Below are 16576 nucleotides of genomic sequence, written 5' to 3' on the forward strand. Positions count from 1 at the left end.
CTGATAATTCAGGGGACACGGTTATTGGCCCCTTCGCCGCAGGTCAGGCCATGGCAGCCACCGAGACGGAGGCCGAGCCCACGAAGGTGTTGGAGTTCGGACTAGGCGACGGGACGTACTGTCTGGACATCGGCGTCATCGACGAGATCGTCGACGCCGGCGAGCTGACGCGCATCCCCAACTCGCCGGACCACGTCGAGGGCGTGATGGACCTGCGCGGGCGGACGACGACGATCGTCGACCCGAAGACGCTGTTCGACATCGCGGCGGAGGGCCCGCGCGAGCGCATCGTCGTGTTCGACGACGCCGAGATCGACGAGGGCGGTACCGTCGGCTGGATGGTCGACGAGGTGTTCCAGGTCCGCGACGTCGCCCCCGAGGACGTCGATCGGGGCACGACCGTCGACGACGAGGGGATCCGCGGGATCGTCAAGTCCGACGACCGCTTCGTCGTCTGGGTCTCCCCCGACGTCGAGGACGTCGGCGACATCGACGCCGCCGACGTGGTCCCCGAGGACGCCGAGGCGTAGCTCGCGGGGCCGGGACGAGCGTCGCGACGACGGCGGCGGCGCGACAGTTCTCACCAGTGAGAAACGCGAGCCAACCCTTATGCGCCGACCGGCGAGTGGCTTCGTATGCGCGTCACAAGCGGCGTTCCCGGGTTCGACGGTCTCGTGGACGGCGGCTTCCCGGAGAGTCGTTTATACGTTGTAAGCGGCCCTCCCGGCAGCGGGAAAACGACGTTCTGCTCGCAGTTCGCCGCGCAGGGCGCCCGTAACGGCGAGGACGTCCTGTATATCAGCATGCACGAGACCAAGGAGGGGATCCGGCGCGACATGAGCGGGTACGACTTCGGGTTCGACCGCGCGCTCGACACGGACCGAGTCACGTTCCTCGACTCCTTCTCCTCCGACGGCCGCCGGTTCTTCGGCCTCCCGGGCGAGCGTCGGGACCATTCCGGGGTGACGAACCGGCTCACCGGCTTCATCAACTCCCGCGACATCGACCGCGTCGTCTTCGACTCCACCATGCTGTTGCGGTTCCTCCTCGACGACGACGAGGACACGATGATCCAGCTGCTCTCCTCGCTGAAGCGGACCGACGCGACGACGCTCCTCATCTCCGAGATGACCGACCCGAGCGCGTACTCGGAGGAGCACTACCTCGCGCACGGCGTCGTCTTCATGCACAACTACCTCGAGGACGACGGAATGCAGCGCGGGGTCCAGGTGCTGAAGATGCGCGGGACCGACGTTGACACCGACATACAGGACGTTCAGTTCACGGACGGCGGGCTCCGCGTCGGCGCCGCCACGACGGTGACCCACTGATGTACGACCGGACCTTCGGCACGGAGTGGAACGAGCTCACTCGCGAAGAGGCGGTTCGACGGGCGTTCGCCCTCGGCGTCGCGGCGGGCGTCGGGAACGGGCGCTCGGCCGAGCTCGACCGCGTGATGGAGGCGTTCCCGAGCGCGTACGACCGGAGCCTCGTCGAACTGGCGTACGACGAGGGGCGGACCAAGGCGCTCGACGCCACCGACGACGCGGACGACCCGGAGGAGGTCTGGGAGACGCTCGTCGACGCCGCGGGGACGCCCCGCGAGTCGCCCGTCGGAGCCGCGCTGCCCGGAGCGATAACGGGTCTGACACTAACGCGACCGCCACGAGAGGGTCCCCCGTCGTCACTCGACCTCCCGTCGATGCTGCGGAAGTGATCCCTCGGAAGGGTTTTACGCGATACCCCCTCAACCCAGACACATGACCGTGCTTCCCGACGCTGTCCGCGACGCCGACAGCGTGCTCGTCAGCGGCCCCCCGATGAGCGGGAAGTACGACCTGTTCAACCGGATGCTCGCCGAGTGGACGGACGAACCGGTCGTCATCTCGACCGGCCGCACCGCGGAGAAGGTCCGCGGCGACTACGAGTCGATCACGGGACGGGACGGCGGCGACGTGACCGTCATCGACTGCGTCACCCACGAGCAGGGCGACAAGCGCGACGACACGCCGACGACCAAGTACGTCGGCAGCGCCGGGAACCTCACCGACATCGGGATCAAGTTCACCGACGTCGTCGAGTCCTCGACCGGCCGCGACCGCGCGGTCGGCCTCTACTCGCTCTCCCAGCTGTTGATGTACTGGGACCCCGAGCGCATCTACCGATTCACCCGCGTCATGACCTCGCAGACGTCGGGGGAGGGGTGGCCCTTCGTCGGCGTCGTCGGGTCGACGGCGCACGACGAGCAGGTGGTCCACACCCTTCACGAGCCGTTCGAGGTCGTGGTCGAGACGCGCGTGGAGGGCGACGACCGCGAGTTCCGCGTCCGCGGGCGGGTGGGCGGCCCCTCCGACTGGACGCAGTTCTGATCGGAAGCGGCGACCGCGCCGGTCGAACCGGAACCGGAACCGGATCCGGCGGCCGCGACGCTCACCCGATCAGCTCGAACTGCGCCCCCAGCGGCGGCGCGTCGACGATACCCCAGTAGACGAACCGGTACGTCCCGGGACCGAGCGGCGGACAGACGGTCAGGTCGAGGTCGGGGACGGCCGAGGCGATCGCTTCTTCGTCGAGGTCGATCGACCAGCTGTACGCCCCGGTCGGGCCGAACGCCTCCTCGGTACGGGGGAGCTCGACGGCCTCTCCGGTCGTCGAGCCGCGGACGTCGAGCCAGCCCGCCGCGGTCTCCCGCTGGACCGAGTAGGCGTGTCGCCCGAGGGCGGTCGCGGGCTCGTCGCCGGTGTTCCGCAACACCAACCGGAGCGACTGGCCGTACGTCTCCGAGTTGCCCTCGGCGGACAGTTCGACGGTCGTCTCGGCCGTCTCGACGAGCGTCCCCGCAACCTCCTTCTCGAACGGCTGCGAGAGCCGGACGAACTCGTCGTCCCCGCAGGACAGCGTCTCCGGGGTCCCCTCGGGCCCCTGCGGACCGTCGCCGGCGGCGAAGTCGAGGCAGCCGGCGGCGCCGACCGCTCCCGTCGCGGCCAGCGTCGCCCCGGTCCGCGCCAACAGGTCGCGTCGCGTGCGCTCCATGCGAACCGTAGGGGCGGGACCGGTTTCAAGGGCACGCGTTCGGGCGACCGACGCCCCCTCGGACGGGCCGCACCGCCTCGGCGCGCTCGGGGTTCGGAACCGCTTTCCCGTCGGCCGGCCCATGACCGGCCATGGAGCTGTTCGGATCCAGCGGCATTCGCGGGGTCGCGCTACGGTACCTCACGCCGGAGCTCGTCCTCGACATCGCGAAGGCGGCCGGATCGGTGTGGGACGCCGACCGGGTCGCCGTCGCCCGCGACACCCGCACCACCGGCGAGCTGTTCGTCAACGCCGCCGCGAGCGGGCTCGCCGCCGTGGGTTGCGACGTCGACCGACTCGGCGTCGTGCCGACGCCCGCAGTCGGGAACTACTGCGAGTCGACGGGGGTCCCGGCCGTGCTCGTCACCGCCTCGCACAACCCGCCGGAGTTCAACGGGATCAAGCTCGTCGGCGACGACGGCGTCGAGCTCTCGGTCGACGTGCTCGAACGCGTCGAGCGCCGCGTCCTCGACGACGAGTACGACCTCGCCGACTGGCGGACCGCCGGCGCGACGACGGCCGTCGACGGCGCCGTCGACGACTACGTCGACCAGCTGCTCGACGCGGTCGACCGCGAGGCGATCGCTGACGCCGGGCTAACGGTCGCGGTCGACCCCGGTCACGGCGCGGCGTCGGTGGCGTCGCCGCGGATCTACCGCGAGCTCGGCTGTGACGTGCTGACGGTGAACGCGACGCCGGACGGCCACTTCCCCGGTCGCGACTCCGAGCCGATCGCGGAGAACCTCGAAGCGCTCTCCCGGCTCGTCGCGACCTCCGAGGCCGACGTGGGGATCGCCCACGACGGCGACGCGGACCGCGCCGTCTTCGTCGACGAGGACGGCGGGTTCGTCGACGGCGACACCTCGTTCGCGGCGATGGCCGACGCCTGCGTGGAGCCCGGCGACAGCGTCGTCAGCGCCGTCAACGTCTCCCAGCGGCTCGTCGACGTCTGCGACGCGAACGACGCCGACCTTGAGCTGACCCCCATCGGCGCGACGAACATCATCACCCGGACGCGCGAGCTCCACGAGGCGGGAGTCAACGTACCCGTCGCCGGCGAGGGGAACGGCGGGCTGTTCTTCCCGCCGTACCGGCTCTCGCGGGACGGCGCGTACATCGGCGCTCGCTTCCTCGAACTGCTCGCGGACGCCGGCGAGCCGGTCAGCGACGTGGTCGCGCCCTACGCCGACTACCACTTCGTGCGCCGGAACGTGGAGTACGCCGACGCCGCCGAGCGCGACGAGATGCTCTCCGCGGCGCGGGCGTACGTCGAGACCGCCGACGCGAAGCCGAACACCACCGACGGCTACCGCCTCGACTACGGCGACGCGTGGGTGCTCGTGCGTCCCTCCGGCACGGAGCCGAAGGTCCGGATCTACGCCGAGTCCGCCGACCCGGACCGCGCCGAGCAGCTCGCGACGGACATGCTGGTGGCCGTCGAGAGCGGGCGGTAGTCGGCGACCGAAGCTTGAGACGGAGACGCCGGGAGCGACGCGTCTCGCTCGAGGCGGCGCCGTTCGCCGGCCCGCGAGCTCCGTGCGGACGCGCCGCGTCGTCGGTCGAACGCGGGGGGCGAGACCGCGTCGACGACACGTGACAGAACCCCGTCAGTTACCGGTAGTAATATATTAACTCATGTTGTAGTAAGAATAGACATGGCCGCGAAGAAGCCCGGCGTCGCATCGCGCATCGACCGAGACGGTTCGACCGCACCGATCGATCTGGTGCGGACGATGGAGAGCAAAACAGAGACGATCACCGGCGCCGTCGCGTCGGGAGCGGTAACGCTGGAGGAGCTGGACCGCTTCGTCCGGCGCGTCGAGCGCGGCGAGGTGGACTGCTGCGACGGGACCGACGCCGTCGTCCGGATCGTCCGGTCGCTGTTGAGCGACCGCCGTCCCAGCTGGGAGGAGATGGAGCCGGCCGGGCGGGCGACGGGCGCCTGACGGCGCGCGTTCGAAAGGATCGGGTATCCGCGGCTTCGGACCGCTCGTTCGCGTTCTCTCTCTGTTCTGAGGCGCCGCGTCCGCTCGCGTCGCTCCCTACCGGTCGAGCGCCGAGAGCGCCTCGGCCGCCTCGCGGGCCGCCCGTAGGTGGTCGCGCGCCCGCCGCGGGTCGTCCGTCTCCTCGGCCGCGACGGCGAACCGGTGGAGCGTCCGCGTCAGCGACGCCCGGGCGTCGGCGACGCTCTCGGAGCCGGCAGTCGTCGTCGGGGGGCTCTCGGACGCGCCCGCGGTCGGGTCGGGGACCCCGGTCGACGGCTCCGGGGTCGTCCCAGTCGACGGCTCCGAGGGCGTCCCAGTCGACGGCTCCGGGGTCGTCCCAGTCGACGGCTCCGAGGGCGTCCCAGTCGACGGCTCCGAGGGCGTCCCAGTTGACTCCCGGTCGGGGCGCCGCGGCTCGGCCGAACCGTTCGCGCCGGTCGCCGGGGACGGCGCTCCGTCAGTCGGGGGCGTCGGCGAGCGGTCGACCGCGTCCGCGCCGACGTCTCCGGACGCGGCCGAAGTCGAGGTGCCCGCGGTCGGGTCGGCGCTCCCCTCGTCCGCGGCGTCGACCGTGTGGCAGGTCGGGCAGAACTCCTGCCCGTCCTTCCGGAAGATGGGGTCGCCGCAGTCGTCGCAGTGGCGGTTCGTCATCGTCGCCCCCTGCAAGAGGAGCTCCGACATCCGCTGCGTGTGCTCGCGCTTCTCCTCGTCGTCCGCGAGCTTCTCGCGGAGCTTCTCGCGCTCGGCCTCCTTGTCGAACCCGTCGCTCATGGGCGGACGAACGTGGTTGACGAGCAAAAGTCCGGTGGGCTCGGGACGACCGGGGCGCGGCGGCGACCGCCGCTCCGCCGTCGGCTACTCCTCGGTGATCGTGCGGTCGTCCGGGTCGAGCTCGCCGCGGTGGATCTTCGAGCCGTCCTGCGCGACCTGCCGGCCGAGGACCGCGCACTTCACCCGCATCGGTGAGATGTCGACGCCGAGCATCTCCGTGACGTCGTCGGTGTCCATCCCGTGGAGCTCCTCGACCGCCATCCCGTGGAGCCGCTCCGAGAGCATGCTCGCGGAGGCCATCGAGATGGCGCAGCCGTCGCCCGTAAACCGGACCGCTTCGATCGTCTCGCCCGCCTCGTCGAGGTCGACGTCCATCCGGATCGTGTCGCCGCAGGAAGGGTTTTCGCCGACGTGCGTGAAGTCCGGCTCCTCGAGCTCACCGTAGTTGCGCGGGTTCTTGTAGTGGTCGAGGATCTGCTGCCGGTACATGTCCGAGCCCAGTCCCATATCGGGTTCAAGTAGGCCAGTGCGGGACAAAAGGGTTCCGTCGATTGTGACGACCGGGCGCGGGGACCGCGAGCCGACGAGCGGCGGACACCGACTACTCCTCGGATCCGGCGGTCTCTGCGCCCGGCCTCGGCCCGGACGGAGGCGCCGCTGTCTCGGCGGTTCGGGGGCCGTTGCCGGCGACGAGCTCGCGGAGCCGTTCGAGGAGGCGCTCGTACTGCCCGCGTTCCGAGCGCTTCGTGAAGTACCCGTCAGCGCCGGCTTCGAGCGCCAACGCCTCGGTCTCTCCCTCGCGACAGGTGGTGTGGAACAGCACCGGCACGTCGCTCCCGTCGCGGCGGAGTCGACGGACCAACTCGACGCCGGAGCCCTCCGGCAGCCGCTGTTCGGTCACGACACAGTCGACCGCGTCGGCCGCGTCGAACGCCGCGGCGACCCCGTCGACCGACCGGACCGTGACCCCGTCGACCGACCGGTCCGTGAACGCCGCGAACAGCTCCGCCGCGCGCGAGTCGGGTTCGACGTGAAGCACCGCGACGGAGTCGGGTTCCGGCGTCGAGTCGCGGTCGGCGGCGTGCATCTCTGTCTGGGCATCGGGCGCGGCGGCGGACGGTGAAGTGTCGGTCATGAACGGGTGATATCTTCGCAACGCCGCTACGGCCGATTGCAACGGACGTCGCCCTCGTTTTACTATTTTTTACTCGGATAGTAATAATAATTGTGCGACCACCGTTGTCACGCCTCTCGGGTTGCCAGCGACCCGATCGCTTGTGATGACGATCGACGGGCAGACGGTGGAAACGATGCGAGCCGGGAGCGTCGAACAGCGGAACCGAACGACGGTTCGGGGGCGGCCGGAGAAGCGATTACTTAGTGGTCTTCGACTTGCCGCTCCGGTCCGGCGGTTTCGGCACACTCAGGCCTCGCGTATCGCGGCGGATCCGAGCGAACGGCCGCCCGCGTCGACGCGCGGGGGCCTCAGGCGAACAGGTCGCGCGCCTCGCCGACGGCCTCGACGAGAGCGTCGACCTCCTCGACGGTGTTGTAGAGGTAGAAGGAGGCGCGCGCGGAGGCGGAGACGCCCATCTCGTCGTGGAGGGGTTGGGTGCAGTGGTCGCCCGCGCGGATCGCGATCCCGTAGTCGTTGAGGATGCTGGAGAGGTCGTGCGCGTGGACGCCCTCGACGTTGAACGCGACGAGGCCGCCGCGGTCGTCGCCGGGCGGCCCGTAGATCTCCACGCCGCCGAGCGCCGACAGCTCGTCGTAGGCGTACTCGGCGAGGAGGTCCTCGTGGGCCTCGACGCGGTCCATCCCGATCTCCTCTAAGTACTCGATCGCCGCAGCGAAGCCGATCCCCTGCGCGATCGAGGGCGTCCCGGCCTCGAACTTCCACGGAAGGTCCTCCCACGTGGAGTCCTCGAAGGAGACCCGCCGGATCATGTCGCCGCCGTAGAGGTACGGCTGCATCGACTCCAACAGCTCCTCGCGGCCGTACAGCGCGCCGATCCCGGTCGGGCCGCACATCTTGTGCGCGGAGAACGCGAAGAAGTCGACCCCGAGCTCATCGACGTCGACCGCGCGGTTCGGCACCGACTGCGCGCCGTCGGCGAAGATGTACGCGCCGTGGTCGTGCGCGAGGTCGGCCAGTTCGGCGATCGGGTTGATCGTGCCGAGCGTGTTCGAGATGTGGACGACCGACACCATCTGCGTGTCGTCGTCGATGAGGTCCGCCGCGTCGTCCATGTCGAGCCGCCCCTCGTCGGTCACGTCGATAAAGCGCACGTCGGCGCCGGTCCGCTTGCCGATCTGTTGCCAGGTGACGAGCGAGGCGTGGTGCTCCATCTCGGTGAGGACGACGTTGTCACCGGGACCGAGCTCCTCGAGGCCCCACGCGTAGGCGACGAGGTTCATCGCCTCGGTCGTGTTCTTCGTGAAGACGATCTCCTCGCGGCCCGCGGCGCCGACGAAGTCGGCGACCGCGTCGTGGGCCTCCTCGTAGGCGACGGAGGCCTCCTGGCTCAGCTGGTGGATGCCGCGGTGAACGTTGGCGTTGTAGCTCCGGTAGTAGTCCGAGATCTCGTCCACGACCGGGTCGGGGGTGTGCGAGGTCGCCGCGTTGTCGAGGTAGACGAGCGGCGTGTCGTCGCCCGGTCCCTGTCCCGGCGACTCCGGATCCCCGCCGACCTTCCGGTCGAGGACGGGGAAGTCTGCCCGGAGCGCTTCCACGTTGAACGGGTACTGCTCCTGAACTCCCATTACGCTGATTTGGGCCCCGAGCACTAACACATCTTCGGTCCGGCAGGTGTTGCTCGCGACTCGGACGCGGATCGTTCTTAAAAGAAAGGGACGATCTCAGTCACCGCCAACGCTCCGGCCGCTCGATTATAAATGGCTGCTCGGAAGTCAGCCCTGAAGACCTCCGAAACCCCAGCCGCGACGGCTCGCGCGCCTCGATGCGCTCCTCGACCGTTCGCTCCACTCACTCGCTTCGGTGCTTACTGCGGCGTGCTTCGCCCTCGCGGCAGCGAGGCGCTTCGCGCCTCTGGCAGCCGGCGGCGTTGCCGCCGGCGACTGCCCCTTTGAGTCCCACCCCGCACCGCACAGCACCGCAGCCTCACGCCTCCCCAGCCTCGTCGACCACCCTCCGCGTTGCTCCGGGCGGTCGACTCCCTCGCACGCGCTCCTCGCGGCCGCCGAGGCCGGCCGCTCGCAGGCGCGCGCCGACCGCACGACGATTGCTCTTTTAAAAGAGCGCCTCGCTCTCGTCGAGCACGTGCGCCGGGCCGCCGACCTCCCAGACGTCGGTGTCGATGCCGATCTCGGCGATCCGACTCTCGACCTCGTCGGCGTGGTCGGCGAGGGTGTTGACGTACACCGAGGCGCCGGTGTCAGTCGAGAAGTAGACGGGGACGCCGTCCTCCCGGAGCTCGCGGACCGCGTTGAACACTTGGATCGTCTCCGGCTGCCAGTACACCCACCCGGCGGGGCCGGTCATCGTCGTGGCCGTCAGCGAGAGCGAGTCGTGCTCGGCGGTCCCGAAGATTCGATCGAAGTCGCCCTCGCGGAGCGCGTCGGTCATCTCGACGAGCTGGTCCTGCACGTGGGCGGTCCGCGCCTGCATCATGTGGCTCGCGGCGGCCTCGCGGTGCGCCTCCTCGGTCTCTTTATAAGCGGGGACGTGCGCGGCGACGATCCGGAGGTCCTCCTCGGGGTCGAACCCGTCCTCGCCGACGCCCACGTCCAGACGGTGCGAGCGACAATCCTCGTCGTTGAGCCCGGCGTCGAGCCGGGAGTAGGCCCCGGTGACGGCCCGGGCCGCGGAGGAGGAGCCGCGGCGGGCGATCGTGGAGACCTCGGGCAGGGAGCGGTCGAGGCCGGCGGCCTCGACGAGCGCGAGCGCGGCGGCCGCGAACCCCGACGACGAGGAGCCGAAGCCGATGTTCGACGGGAAGGAGTTCTCGCTCTCCAGCCGGACCGCGGCGTCGACGCCGGCCAGCTCGCGGACGTGGTCGACGACCATATCGATGCGCTCGGCGGCCCGGCCGTCGACCGCCTCGCCGCCGATGACGTACGTGTCCTCGCTCGCGTCGGGCTGCCACTCGACCGTCGTCGTCGTCGCGGTCGGGGCGGTACAGAGGCTGATGCTGTCGTGGTACGGGAGCCGGAGCTCCGGGTCGCGCATCCCGTGGTACTTGACGAGCCCCTGGATCGGGTGGGCTCGCGCGGTGGCCTTCTCGGTCATACCTCGGGAAGCGTCCGGCGGGGGATTAGTCGTTGCGATGAGCGGGAGCCGACTCGGCCCTCGGTCGGCCCGCGCGCCCGCTTCCGTCCCCGCGCCGGCGACTGGATCGAGGGGAACCCTTTTTGATTGGTGGGCGGGTACTCCGCGCCATGACAGAGTACACCGTCGAGTTCGTCGGCACCGGCGAGACGATCGAGGTGGCCGACACGGAGACGGTCCTCAGCTCCTGTATCGAGGCGGGGATCGCCCAAGAGTACTCCTGCCGCGTCGGGATGTGTCTCGCCTGCTCCGCCGAGATCGTCGAGGGCGAGGTGACCCAGCCCGCGGCCCGCGGGCTCACCGACGATGAGGCGGAGGAGTACGCGCTCACCTGCATGGCGCGCCCGCAGTCCGACCTGAAGCTGGACCGCGGCAAGTACCCGCCGAGCATCGAGGACGAGGAGGCGACCGCGGCCGGCGGGGACACCGACGGCGCCGACGGCGCGGCCGCGGACGACGATTAAAAAAAGGCCGCTCCGCGGCTCAGTACGGCACCGCGTATAGCGCGACCGCGAGGAACGGGATCAGCGCGAGCAGCATCGCGATCGCGTACCCGAACATCTCCCGCGCTTTGACCTCCGTGATCGCCAGCAGCGGCAGCGCCCAGAACGGGTTCAGCAGGTTCGTGTGCGCGTCGCCGACCGCGTACGCGATCGTCGCCTGCCCGTAGGGGACGCCCAGGCTCTCCGCGGCCTGCAGCACTGAGGGACCGATGACGAGCCACTCGCCGCCGCCGGAGGGAACGAACACGTTCGCGACGGCGCCGACGAGCCAGGCGACGACGGGGTACGTCGCCGCCGTCGACACGTCGAGGAGCGCCTCGGCGAGCAGCAGCGCGAGCCCGGAGTCGGCCATGATCCCCTGAATCCCCGCGAAGAAGGGGAAGAGGAGGACGATGCCGGCCGCCGCGCCGGCGGCCTCGTTGAATCGGTCGCGGTAGTACGCCGGGCGCTGGTAGATGAGGAGGCCGGCGAAGAGGAACCCGAAGTTGACCGCGTTTAGCGTGAACGCCCCGAGCCCCTGCCCGAGGAACTGGTAGGCGACGACGGCGACCCCCGAGAGCGCGATCAGGCCGCCGAGGAGCCGGCTGTTGTTCAGCCGCTCGGCCGGAACGTCGTCGACGCCGGCCGGCGGTTCGTCGACCGGATCGGCGACCTCGGCCGCGTCGGTCCCGCCGTCGGCGGCCCCGTCGAACAGCTCCGCCTCGTCGACGTAGTGCGTGATCCCCTTCGCGCGGCTCCCGGAGGGAGCGAGAACGTACAGCATCGCGCTCGCGAAGACGATAGAGAGGGCGGTGAGGGTAAGCGCGTACGGGTGGAAGATGGTCTCGACGGCGGGCACGGTCGAGGCGAGGAACTCGAAGCCGGTCCCCTCGCCGATGTTGTTCGCGTCGGTCAACTGCAAGGGAGCGGACCCGGAGATGCCCCAGTGCCACGTCAGGCCGAGCCCCATGTAGCCCGCGACCGCCAACAGCGGGTAGTGGACGTCGATCCCCTTCCGGTGCGCGACTTTCCCCATCTCGCGGGCGAAGATCGCGCCCATGATCAGGCTGAATCCCCAGTGGACCCACGCCAGCGACATCGAAATGAAGCCGACGAACGCCGCCGCCTGCGCCCCGGAGTTAGGGACCTCGGCGAGCCGCTGGAGGAGGTCGTTGACCCGCGGGTGATACGCGATGACGAACCCGGTCATCAGGATCAACACCATCTGCATCGAGAACCCGAGGAACGCCCAGAAGCCGCCGTACCAGAAATCTAACAGCTCTACGGCACCCGATCCGGTCGCGATGAGGCCGGCGGCGAAGACGATATACGTCAACAATATTGCAAACACGAAGGGGCTTGGCATCCATCGCTCCACGACCGTTGAGATACTGAATCCGATACGTTCGAAGACCCCGGCCTCGTCACTTGCCGCCATGCGAAGGGTATCCAGCATCCTACAGTATAAATAATGGGATACCGCACCGCCGCCTCACGCGGAACGGTCCGGGCGGAGGCGGAGGCTCATTCGACGCGCTCGAAGCGGTGGCGGACCACCTCGGCGTCGTCGTCCCAGTCGAAGTTCCCGCCGTGTGCGCGGACCATCCGCTCTTTGTACGCCTCCAGCGACGGCGACCCCTCTCGCTTCGCGTCGGCGTCGGTCATGTCGCCGAGGGTGCGCTCGGTGACCTCGGTCAGCTCGAAGTCGACGCCGTCGATCTCGAAGACGTCGCCCTCTTCGCCGTACTGATTCCCGCGGTGGAGCTGGGTCACGTCGCCGTCGAGCGCGGCCTGCTTCACGCGGTCGTTCGGGAGCAGGTCGGCCGGGTCGTTCTCGGACATGTGCGCCCGTTGGGTGCGGATCCGTTTATAAGCGTGGCCGGTGGGATCCGCTCGGCGTCAGGAGTACTCCGCAGTCAGTTCTTTTTCTGGCCCTTCTTCCCTTTCTGCCCGGCGTTTCCGCTCGCTGTCTGGGGGATCTCGGCCGTCCCGCGAACCGGTCGACCCGTGTCGCTCCGCTTCGCGAGGAACCGGACCCGAACGCTGCCGTCCGATCCGCCCGGCGCCGTGTCGACGCCGGTCCCGTCCGCGGGGAACACGAAGGTCGTCCGATTACCGCGCTGGACGACCTGCCGCGGCTCCGCGCCGCCCGCGCGGTTCACGTCGTAGAACCAACCGCACCGCACGGAGCCGTCCTCGATAGCGTCGGCCGTGATTCCGTCGACGGTCACTCGGTAGTTCTCCCCGGCACGCTTGACCGAGACGTCGACCTCCTCGCCTTGCGGGTGCGGGAGCGCGCGGTTCGTGATCGGCGGCACAAGGTAGTTCCCGCGAACCTTCGTCTCGAGATAGTTGACGATGCCGCTGTCGGGGCCGGCGCCGATTTTCTCGTCGTCGATACGGTCCTCGCCGGTCAGCCCGAACGCCTTCGAGTCGAACTCGACGCCGTTCATCGCCTGCCGGATGTACGCCATGTACGGGTTGAACCGCATCAGAGAGATGAAGAGGTTCCCGGGCGTCTGCTGGTCGGTGGTCGCGACGTCGCGTCGGAGCAGCACCTGTTCCGCCTCCTGGTTCCCGTCGTGGCCGTCCAAGTCGTCGTCGCGCTCCTCGGCCGGCAGTATCTCGTCGCGCTCGCTCCCGGACAGGCGCTCTCGCCCCTCCTCGGTGAGTCGCGTCTCCAGGTCGAACCGGGCCCGGGAGAGCTTCTGCGCGTGGCCGGCCACGCCCGCGTCGTCGTAATCGTCGACCGTCTGCTCGGCCTTGTCGGTCTCGCCGCCCAGCTCCCGCAGCGGCGTGTCGCCCGGCGCGCTGCTGTCTCCGAGGTTCTCACCGACCGTCCCGGTGTTCTCATCGGTGTGGTCGGGCGAGAACATTCGCTCGCGGCGGCCCTCTGTGTCGTTCTCGTCGTAGAAGCGGTCGAGGTCGATGTCGAGCTTCGAGACGTGCTGGATGGTCCCCTGTGCGAATGCACCCGGCGGGTGCGGCACGACGAGGTTCTGGTCCTCGAGGATCGTCGCGTTGTCCTCGCGGGGAATGCTGTTGCGGTAGAGATCGTTGAACCCCATCGTCAGCTCCGCCTCCGGGTCGTCCGGGATGCGGTCCGGGTCGAAGTCGGTGTCGGACTCGAGCTCCTCGGTGATCGTCTCGTGGCCGGCGAATCCGGTCCGGCGATAAGGGTACTCGGTCGGGCGGCCGCTCCCGTCACCGGCCGTCTCGAGGACGCCCGAGAACGTGGCGTCGAACTCGACGGTGTCGCCGTCCATCTCGGCTTCGCCCCCCCAGAGCAACTCCTCGACGGCCATGATATTCTGCGCGTTGTTGCTGGCGAGGTGCAGACAGACCTCCGCCTCGTCGGCGTGGGGGTCCTCGTGGTCGAGGGTCACGCCGGGGGTATCGATGAGCTGCTTCGGCCGCAACAGCCCCGGCTTGACGACCTTCCCCTTCGGACTCAGTCCCCTCGGTAGGTCCGCGTCGAACCGGTCGAAGTAGGCGGGCGAGTAGCCGATGGTGAACAGGACGCCCTCGCTGGCCCACTCGAAGTGGCGCTCGATCTCGCGGAGCACCTCTTCAACCGTCGCTCGGTCGGCGGCGCTCGGCTCCTCCTCCTTGCCGGGCACGTAATTCAAGTGTAGCGTCACGTGGTGAGAGGGATGGGCCGTGACGCCGCCCTCGGAGATGTCCGTCTCGAAGCCGTCCCACGCGTGCTGTCTGTTGTCCCGTGCTTCGGCGCCGATCCGGGCTCCCCCCTCGGCCGAGACCGTCTCCGGCACCCCGTACAGTCCCGTGGCGGTCGTCAGCGCGCTCGCTCCCCCGATCGCGAGCGCTGACTTCATGAACGACCGTCGCTCGATTCCCCTGTCGGACGACACGCTCGAACCGTCGTTGACGTCGTCGGCGTGACCGTCCGTCGCCTCCTCGTCGTTCCCGTTCGAATGATACGGGCAGCCCATGCCATCGATTTACAAGGACTATTCATATTTAATATTTAACATATTACTACAGTCGCTTAGAAACGAAATTATTCCGGCTGAAACACCTCTACTGTATGGTTTGGGTTTGCGCAATATTTGAGCGAGCGTTATGTTTATTTACAAATATTTAGAGTATGATTGCAGAATAAAACGTCCCGAAATGAATTGGTCAGTGCGATTCGTAGCGCCCGACGATACGTGAGACACCGGCGCATTCGTGAAACTGAGCCGACATTACGTATCTCGAAACCGGCGCTGACGGCGGTGTCCACTTTCGTGATCACCGAATTGGCGGGCCGAGCCGAGGGATTCAAGATACTGCCGACCCCCTTCTCCGACGATGCGTCAGGACCACCTCATCACCGCGACACAGCTCTCGCGGGATGACATCGAGGCGGTGCTCGACCGGGCCCGGGAGGTCGCCGACGACCCCGCCGCCTTCGCGGACCGGCACGCCGGGCGGGTGCTCGCGCTCTGCTTCTTCGAGCCGAGCACGCGGACCCGGATGAGCTTCGACAGCGCGGCCAAACGGCTCGGCATGAACACCGTCGACATGGGCGATGTCGACTCCTCGTCGGTGTCGAAGGGAGAGTCGCTCTCCGACACCGTCCGCGTCATCGAGGGCTACGCCGACGCGCTCGTCCTCCGGCACCCGAGCGAGGGCGCCGCGAAGCTGGCCGCCGAGCACGTCTCCGTCCCCGTCGTCAACGCCGGCGACGGCGCCGGCCAACACCCCTCCCAGACCCTCCTCGACCTCCACACCATCCGCGAGAACCACGGGCTCGACGACCTCACGGTCGGGATCATGGGCGACCTGAAGTACGGCCGCACGGTCCACTCGCTGGCGGCCGCGCTCACGGAGTTCGACGCCAACCAGCACTTCATCAGCCCCGAGTCGCTGCGGCTCCCGCGGTCGGTCCGGTTCGACCTCCACGAGACCGGCGCGCAGGTGCGCGAGCACACCGACCTCGAGACCGTGCTCGGCGAGCTCGACGTGCTGTACGTCACCCGGATCCAGAAGGAGCGGTTCCCCGACGAGAACGAGTACCACCGCGTCGCCGGCGAGTACCAGATCGACGCCGAGACGCTCGAAGACGCCGCCGACGACCTCACCGTCATGCACCCGCTCCCGCGCGTCGACGAGATCGCGCCCGACGTCGACGAGACGGACCACGCTCGCTACTTCGAACAGGCGCACAACGGGATCCCGGTGCGGATGGCGCTGCTCGACACCCTCATGCAGAACGCGGAGGCCGCCGAGGGAACGGAGGTGGGCCGATGAGCGACCACGAGCTCCGCGTCTCGAAGATCCGCGACGGGACCGTGATCGACCACGTCGAGGGCGGGCAGGCGCTCAACGTGCTGGCGATCCTCGGGATCGACGGCTCCGAGGGGTTCGGCGTCTCCGTCGGGATGAACGTCCCCTCTGACCGGCTCGGCCGCAAGGACATCGTGAAGGTCGAGGAACGGGAGCTCTCGCAGTCCGAGGTCGACGTGCTCTCGCTCATCGCCCCCGAGGCGACGATCAACATCGTCCGGGACTTCGAGGTCGTCGAGAAGAACCGCGTGACGCGTCCCGACACGGTGACCGGCGTGCTCTCGTGTCCGAACCGGAACTGCATCACGAACGCCGACGAGCCGGTCGACACCCGGTTCGACGTCGTCGCCGACGGCGTCCGCTGCGACTACTGCTCGACGATCCTGCGCGCCGACATCGCCGACCACATCGACGTCTGACCCGAGCGAGGTGGGGTGGTTTTCGGCCGTCGGCCACCCGGTCCGTCCGACGCTCCGGTAGGTTTTAGCGCCCGCCGCTCGATGCGTCGGACATGAGCAAGAAACTGAAGCTCGTTCTGGTCCTGTCGCTCGTCACGCTCGCGTACTTCCTGTTCGCCGGCGACAAGGAGCCGGTGACCGTCGAATAGCGAGCGGCGCGACCGCGCACCGACTCCGACCGATCCCCGCGGGCGGATGCCCGCCGTTTTTACCCCGCAATCGCGTAGC

The 16576-nt window shown here is 68.9% G+C and carries 18 protein-coding genes; 9 read left to right on the forward strand and 9 right to left on the reverse strand.

The window, feature by feature from the left end:
* Positions 1-50: 50 nt before the first annotated feature.
* The 4 genes from DJ73_RS15455 (at position 51) to DJ73_RS15470 (ending at position 2369) form a co-directional block, all read left to right on the forward strand.
* Positions 51-530 (forward strand): chemotaxis protein CheW, encoded by a 480-nt coding sequence (locus DJ73_RS15455; RefSeq protein ID WP_094526308.1) that lies wholly within the window; start codon positions 51-53, stop codon positions 528-530.
* 105 nt (positions 531-635) lie between these two features.
* A complete protein-coding gene (locus DJ73_RS15460; protein ID WP_094558402.1) occupies positions 636-1331 on the forward strand; it encodes an ATPase domain-containing protein in 696 nt (231 codons plus the stop codon).
* A complete protein-coding gene (locus tag DJ73_RS15465; protein ID WP_094522223.1) occupies positions 1331-1717 on the forward strand; it encodes a hypothetical protein in 387 nt (128 codons plus the stop codon). Before DJ73_RS15460 ends, DJ73_RS15465 begins: the two co-directional genes overlap by 1 nt.
* 43 nt (positions 1718-1760) lie before the next feature.
* Positions 1761-2369: a hypothetical protein gene (locus DJ73_RS15470; RefSeq protein ID WP_094558403.1), complete on the forward strand. Its 609-nt coding sequence runs from the start codon at positions 1761-1763 to the stop codon at positions 2367-2369.
* Between the two features lie 61 nt (positions 2370-2430).
* Here DJ73_RS15470 and DJ73_RS15475 read toward each other — a convergent pair whose 3' ends face one another.
* Positions 2431-3033, reverse strand: coding sequence for a hypothetical protein (locus tag DJ73_RS15475; protein ID WP_094522225.1), 603 nt, complete (start codon positions 3031-3033; stop codon positions 2431-2433).
* Between the two features lie 131 nt (positions 3034-3164).
* Here DJ73_RS15475 and glmM point away from each other — a divergent pair, with 131 nt between their 5' ends.
* Positions 3165-4526 carry a phosphoglucosamine mutase gene (gene glmM / locus DJ73_RS15480; protein ID WP_094522226.1) on the forward strand — a complete coding sequence of 454 codons (1362 nt, stop codon included), beginning with the start codon at positions 3165-3167 and terminating at the stop codon, positions 4524-4526.
* 201 nt (positions 4527-4727) lie between these two features.
* Complete coding sequence (locus DJ73_RS15485) at positions 4728-5018, forward strand: hypothetical protein (RefSeq protein WP_094522227.1); 291 nt, start codon at positions 4728-4730, stop codon at positions 5016-5018.
* A 96-nt stretch (positions 5019-5114) separates the two neighbouring features.
* Here DJ73_RS15485 and DJ73_RS15490 read toward each other — a convergent pair whose 3' ends face one another.
* The 5 genes from DJ73_RS15490 to mvaD all read right to left on the reverse strand — a co-directional run bounded on the left by DJ73_RS15490 (position 5115) and on the right by mvaD (position 10077).
* A complete protein-coding gene (locus DJ73_RS15490; protein WP_094558404.1) occupies positions 5115-5828 on the reverse strand; it encodes an Sjogren's syndrome/scleroderma autoantigen 1 family protein in 714 nt (237 codons plus the stop codon).
* 84 nt (positions 5829-5912) lie between these two features.
* On the reverse strand, positions 5913-6335 hold the full coding sequence (sufU, locus tag DJ73_RS15495) for a Fe-S cluster assembly sulfur transfer protein SufU (RefSeq protein ID WP_094522229.1): 423 nt from the start codon (positions 6333-6335) through the stop codon (positions 5913-5915).
* Between the two features lie 94 nt (positions 6336-6429).
* A complete protein-coding gene (locus DJ73_RS15500; RefSeq protein ID WP_094522230.1) occupies positions 6430-6963 on the reverse strand; it encodes a response regulator in 534 nt (177 codons plus the stop codon).
* Between the two features lie 350 nt (positions 6964-7313).
* Positions 7314-8591, reverse strand: coding sequence for an aminotransferase class V-fold PLP-dependent enzyme (locus tag DJ73_RS15505; protein WP_094522231.1), 1278 nt, complete (start codon positions 8589-8591; stop codon positions 7314-7316).
* 487 nt (positions 8592-9078) lie between these two features.
* Positions 9079-10077, reverse strand: a complete 999-nt coding sequence (gene mvaD, locus DJ73_RS15510; protein ID WP_094558405.1) for a phosphomevalonate decarboxylase MvaD — start codon at positions 10075-10077, stop codon at positions 9079-9081.
* Between the two features lie 149 nt (positions 10078-10226).
* Between mvaD and DJ73_RS15515 the strand changes: the two genes are divergently transcribed.
* Positions 10227-10580, forward strand: coding sequence for a 2Fe-2S iron-sulfur cluster-binding protein (locus DJ73_RS15515; protein WP_094558406.1), 354 nt, complete (start codon positions 10227-10229; stop codon positions 10578-10580).
* A 19-nt stretch (positions 10581-10599) separates the two neighbouring features.
* Here the strand turns inward: DJ73_RS15515 and DJ73_RS15520 are convergent, their stop codons facing one another.
* The 3 genes from DJ73_RS15520 to DJ73_RS15530 all read right to left on the reverse strand — a co-directional run bounded on the left by DJ73_RS15520 (position 10600) and on the right by DJ73_RS15530 (position 14551).
* Positions 10600-12036: a short-chain fatty acid transporter gene (locus tag DJ73_RS15520; RefSeq protein WP_094558407.1), complete on the reverse strand. Its 1437-nt coding sequence runs from the start codon at positions 12034-12036 to the stop codon at positions 10600-10602.
* Between the two features lie 86 nt (positions 12037-12122).
* Positions 12123-12440, reverse strand: a complete 318-nt coding sequence (locus DJ73_RS15525) for an ASCH domain-containing protein (protein ID WP_094558408.1) — start codon at positions 12438-12440, stop codon at positions 12123-12125.
* Positions 12441-12514: 74 nt separating this feature from the next.
* The gene (locus DJ73_RS15530; RefSeq protein WP_094522165.1) at positions 12515-14551 is read right to left on the reverse strand and encodes a hypothetical protein; all 2037 of its coding nucleotides are present in this window, start codon (positions 14549-14551) and stop codon (positions 12515-12517) included.
* Between the two features lie 361 nt (positions 14552-14912).
* Between DJ73_RS15530 and pyrB the strand changes: the two genes are divergently transcribed.
* A complete protein-coding gene (gene pyrB / locus DJ73_RS15535; protein ID WP_094527106.1) occupies positions 14913-15854 on the forward strand; it encodes an aspartate carbamoyltransferase in 942 nt (313 codons plus the stop codon).
* Complete coding sequence (pyrI, locus tag DJ73_RS15540) at positions 15851-16309, forward strand: aspartate carbamoyltransferase regulatory subunit (RefSeq protein ID WP_094522167.1); 459 nt, start codon at positions 15851-15853, stop codon at positions 16307-16309. The genes pyrB and pyrI overlap by 4 nt, the downstream gene beginning before the upstream one ends.
* Positions 16310-16576: the final 267 nt, after the last annotated feature.

The organism is Halorubrum sp. Ea1, from assembly GCF_002252965.1.
Taxonomy (GTDB): Archaea; Halobacteriota; Halobacteria; order Halobacteriales; family Haloferacaceae; genus Halorubrum.

What these genes read in the sequence shown, in the direction of transcription:
- DJ73_RS15505 (WP_094522231.1), bottom strand. Translation starts at nt 8,591, where the DNA reads ATGGGAGTTCAGGAGCAGTACCCGTTCAACGTGGAAGCGCTCCGGGCA.
- sufU (WP_094522229.1), bottom strand. Translation starts at nt 6,335, where the DNA reads ATGGGACTGGGCTCGGACATGTACCGGCAGCAGATCCTCGACCACTAC.
- DJ73_RS15470 (WP_094558403.1), top strand. Translation starts at nt 1,761, where the DNA reads ATGACCGTGCTTCCCGACGCTGTCCGCGACGCCGACAGCGTGCTCGTC.
- glmM (WP_094522226.1), top strand. Translation starts at nt 3,165, where the DNA reads ATGGAGCTGTTCGGATCCAGCGGCATTCGCGGGGTCGCGCTACGGTAC.
- DJ73_RS15455 (WP_094526308.1), top strand. Translation starts at nt 51, where the DNA reads ATGGCAGCCACCGAGACGGAGGCCGAGCCCACGAAGGTGTTGGAGTTC.
- DJ73_RS15490 (WP_094558404.1), bottom strand. Translation starts at nt 5,828, where the DNA reads ATGAGCGACGGGTTCGACAAGGAGGCCGAGCGCGAGAAGCTCCGCGAG.
- DJ73_RS15520 (WP_094558407.1), bottom strand. Translation starts at nt 12,036, where the DNA reads ATGGCGGCAAGTGACGAGGCCGGGGTCTTCGAACGTATCGGATTCAGT.
- DJ73_RS15515 (WP_094558406.1), top strand. Translation starts at nt 10,227, where the DNA reads ATGACAGAGTACACCGTCGAGTTCGTCGGCACCGGCGAGACGATCGAG.
- pyrI (WP_094522167.1), top strand. Translation starts at nt 15,851, where the DNA reads ATGAGCGACCACGAGCTCCGCGTCTCGAAGATCCGCGACGGGACCGTG.
- DJ73_RS15465 (WP_094522223.1), top strand. Translation starts at nt 1,331, where the DNA reads ATGTACGACCGGACCTTCGGCACGGAGTGGAACGAGCTCACTCGCGAA.
- DJ73_RS15475 (WP_094522225.1), bottom strand. Translation starts at nt 3,033, where the DNA reads ATGGAGCGCACGCGACGCGACCTGTTGGCGCGGACCGGGGCGACGCTG.
- pyrB (WP_094527106.1), top strand. Translation starts at nt 14,913, where the DNA reads ATGCGTCAGGACCACCTCATCACCGCGACACAGCTCTCGCGGGATGAC.
- DJ73_RS15525 (WP_094558408.1), bottom strand. Translation starts at nt 12,440, where the DNA reads ATGTCCGAGAACGACCCGGCCGACCTGCTCCCGAACGACCGCGTGAAG.
- DJ73_RS15460 (WP_094558402.1), top strand. Translation starts at nt 636, where the DNA reads ATGCGCGTCACAAGCGGCGTTCCCGGGTTCGACGGTCTCGTGGACGGC.
- DJ73_RS15500 (WP_094522230.1), bottom strand. Translation starts at nt 6,963, where the DNA reads ATGACCGACACTTCACCGTCCGCCGCCGCGCCCGATGCCCAGACAGAG.
- mvaD (WP_094558405.1), bottom strand. Translation starts at nt 10,077, where the DNA reads ATGACCGAGAAGGCCACCGCGCGAGCCCACCCGATCCAGGGGCTCGTC.
- DJ73_RS15530 (WP_094522165.1), bottom strand. Translation starts at nt 14,551, where the DNA reads ATGGGCTGCCCGTATCATTCGAACGGGAACGACGAGGAGGCGACGGAC.
- DJ73_RS15485 (WP_094522227.1), top strand. Translation starts at nt 4,728, where the DNA reads ATGGCCGCGAAGAAGCCCGGCGTCGCATCGCGCATCGACCGAGACGGT.